This is a genomic window from Streptomyces bobili, assembly GCF_002154575.1.
Classification (GTDB): domain Bacteria; phylum Actinomycetota; class Actinomycetes; order Streptomycetales; family Streptomycetaceae; genus Streptomyces; species Streptomyces bobili.
Map to the genome: position 1 here is coordinate 1 of NZ_MUBA01000438.1, position 3000 is coordinate 3000.

Below are 3000 nucleotides of genomic sequence, written 5' to 3' on the forward strand. Positions count from 1 at the left end.
AGCCCACCGCTCGGGGGCGGCCACCGTCCGACATCACCACCGGACGGACCTGCCACGCGGAGCCCCGAAACGCCCCGCGCCCCGCCCTCCCACCTGAGACCGGCCGAGTCCGGCCACCTGAGACCGGCCGACCGAGTCCGATCAGCGAGACCCCACCGGCCGAGACCGGCAGCCGAGACCCAGCCGGCCGATACCGGCAACCCAGGACGATCGGCCAAGTCCGGCAGCTCAAGACCGACCGCCCAGCACCGACACCCCAGGAGCGCTAACCCGAGCTCGAGACCTCAGGAGCCCACCTCAGGAGCCCTGACCCAAGCCCGCCCGGCTAAGAAGCCGGCCGAGACCGCAGCCCGTCCAGCAGGATGTCCAGGAGGCGGGACGAAGCCGCCGCCTGGTGGGCCGGGTCCGGCAGGGAAGGTGCCGCGGTGGCGATGACCAGCAGGACGTCCGAGACCGAGACGTCCGGCCGCAGCTCACCCGCCGCCCGTGCCCGGTCGACGAGCTGGCCCACGACCTCGAGCAGGGCAGCGGCCCCCGTGTCGTCGACGACGGCCTGCAAGCCCTCGTCGGAGACCAGCCGCAGTTCGCCGCCGCCCGGCTGGCTCCGTTGCTGCGGAACCCGCGCCTCGTCGACGGCGGAGCCCTCCGCGCCCTCCTCCGCGACGCCGACCCGCAGCACCTGCGGCGGCAGCAGCCGCCCGGCACCGGAGGCCACCGACGTGCGCAGGAAGCGCGACAGCGCCGACCACGGCTCGTCCTCCTGACCCAGCGCGGTCCGTGCCTGGTCGGTCAGCCGGGAGGTCTCCTCCTCGGCTATCCGTCGCACCAGGACGTCCTTGCTGGGAAAGCGCCGGTACACCGTGCCGACACCGACCCGGGCGCGCCGCGCCACGTCCTCCATCGGCGCGCCGTACCCGAGCTCGCCGAAGACCTCGCGCGCCGCACGCAGTACGTGTTCCAGATTGCGCTGTGCGTCCACGCGCAGTGGCGTGGACCGCGAGGTGTCCCCGCGTCCGTTGCCCGCCGCCGCGCCTACCATGCCGCCCGGTCCAAGCGTGGACGCGGACGACCAATGCGTGTCCTGAATGTGCATGAATGTTCCCCCGGTAATGACGTCTCCCCCCGGAGACTCTCCCCGCCATGGAAAGCACGGGGCGCATGGAACAGGGGACAACCGACCCGGACCCGCGGACGAGGTCCTGCCGTCGGCAGCACCTCGCGGATCCGACGAGCGCTTCCCCCTACACCCCGTCGCCACACGAACATAGTTGAGAGGGAGTCAATTCAGAAGGGGCAGGTTCCGCACGGAGCGCCCCCCGATCGGAGTACGGGACGCATACGTCCCGATAATGCCCCTTCCCGCACCCCGGCGCATACCCGCTGACCTGCACGCCTACCGTCCACGCCGGCGTTTCGGCCGCCCCCGCCCCGCCCGGCCCGCGGTCACACAAATTGTCGGGGCTGTGGACAAACTCCGGCGCCGGGTGCGTCATGGGATGGTGAAGGAACGTGCGCGCATTCTCGTTGTCGGCGGTGGCTACGTCGGGATGTACACGGCCCTGCGGCTCCAGCGGCAGCTGAAACAGGAACTGGGCCGGGGCGAAGCCGAGATCACGGTGGTCACACCCGACCCGTACATGACGTACCAGCCGTTCCTGCCAGAGGCCGCCGCGGGCGCCGTCTCCCCGCGGCACGTCGTCGTACCGCTGCGCCGCGTCCTGCCGCACTGCCGGATCGTCGTCGGCGAGGTCACCGCCGTCGACCACGCCAAGCGCACCGCCACCCTGACCACCCTCGCCACCGGCGAGGAGGGCACGGGTCCCCAGCAGCTGACGTACGACGAACTGGTCCTGGCGCCCGGTTCGGTCTCCCGCACGCTGCCCATTCCGGGCCTCGCCGACTTCGCCATCGGGTTCAAGACCGTCGAAGAGGCCATCGGCCTGCGCAACCACGTCATCGAACAGATGGACATCGCCTCCTCCACCCGCGACCACGCGATCCGCGACGCGGCCCTCACCTTCGTCTTCGTCGGCGGCGGCTTCGCCGGCGTGGAGGCGCTCGGCGAGCTGGAGGACATGGCCCGCTACACCACGCGCTACTACCACAACGTCACACCCGAGGACCTGAAGTGGATCCTCGTCGAGGCCTCCGACCGGATCCTTCCCGAGGTCGGCGAGGACATGGGCCGCTACACCGTCAGCGAGCTGCGCCGCCGCAACATCGACGTCCGACTCGGCACCCGCCTGGAGTCGTGCGCGGACCGCGTCGCCGTCCTCAGCGACGGCGCCCGCTTCCCCACCCGTACGGTCGTGTGGACCGCCGGCGTCAAACCCCACCCGGTGCTCGCCGCCAGCGACCTGCCTCTCACCGAGCGCGGGCGCCTCAAGTGCACCCCCGAGCTGACCATCGAGGGCGTCACGCACGCGTGGGCGGCCGGAGACGCCGCCGCCGTCCCCGACGTCACCGCCGCCCGGCCCGGCACGGACACCGCCCCCAACGCCCAGCACGCCGTACGGCAGGCCAAGCTCCTCGGCGACAACATCGCCCGCTCCCTGCGCGGCGAGCCCCTGAAGACGTACGCGCACAAATACGTCGGCTCGGTCGCGTCGCTGGGACTGCACAAGGGCGTCGCGCACGTCTACGGGCGCAAGCTGAAGGGCTACCCGGCCTGGTTCATGCACCGGGCCTATCACCTCAGCCGGATCCCCACCTTCAACCGCAAGGCGCGCGTCCTCGCGGAATGGACGCTGTCGGGACTCTTCAAACGGGAGATCGTCTCGCTCGGATCTCTCGAACATCCCCGCGCGGAGTTCGAACTCGCTGCCGGTGGAAAGCCTTCTGAGGAGTCTTCCGGCGACCCGAAGGGGTCGTCCTGACCCGATCCAGGAACTCCACCGGCCGCCCCCACGTCTGAAGAATGTCGGCCCGGACGGCGGCCGCCCTGCCAGACTGCTCCCTGCTCATCGCCCCTCCCGAGCCCCCGGCGGGCCACCACCCGCC

Annotated in this window: 2 protein-coding genes; one reads left to right on the forward strand and one right to left on the reverse strand. The window is 71.4% G+C overall.

The window, feature by feature from the left end; genetic code table 11:
* Positions 1-325 precede the first annotated feature (325 nt).
* Positions 326-1093 (reverse strand): TetR/AcrR family transcriptional regulator, encoded by a 768-nt coding sequence (locus BZL64_RS29415; RefSeq protein ID WP_086772199.1) that lies wholly within the window; start codon positions 1091-1093, stop codon positions 326-328.
* 403 nt (positions 1094-1496) lie between these two features.
* Here BZL64_RS29415 and BZL64_RS29420 point away from each other — a divergent pair, with 403 nt between their 5' ends.
* Positions 1497-2876: an NAD(P)/FAD-dependent oxidoreductase gene (locus BZL64_RS29420; RefSeq protein WP_086772200.1), complete on the forward strand. Its 1380-nt coding sequence runs from the start codon at positions 1497-1499 to the stop codon at positions 2874-2876.
* The last annotated feature ends 124 nt before the right edge of the window (positions 2877-3000 follow it).

What these genes read in the sequence shown, in the direction of transcription:
- BZL64_RS29415 (WP_086772199.1), bottom strand. Translation starts at nt 1,093, where the DNA reads ATGCACATTCAGGACACGCATTGGTCGTCCGCGTCCACGCTTGGACCG.
- BZL64_RS29420 (WP_086772200.1), top strand. Translation starts at nt 1,497, where the DNA reads ATGGTGAAGGAACGTGCGCGCATTCTCGTTGTCGGCGGTGGCTACGTC.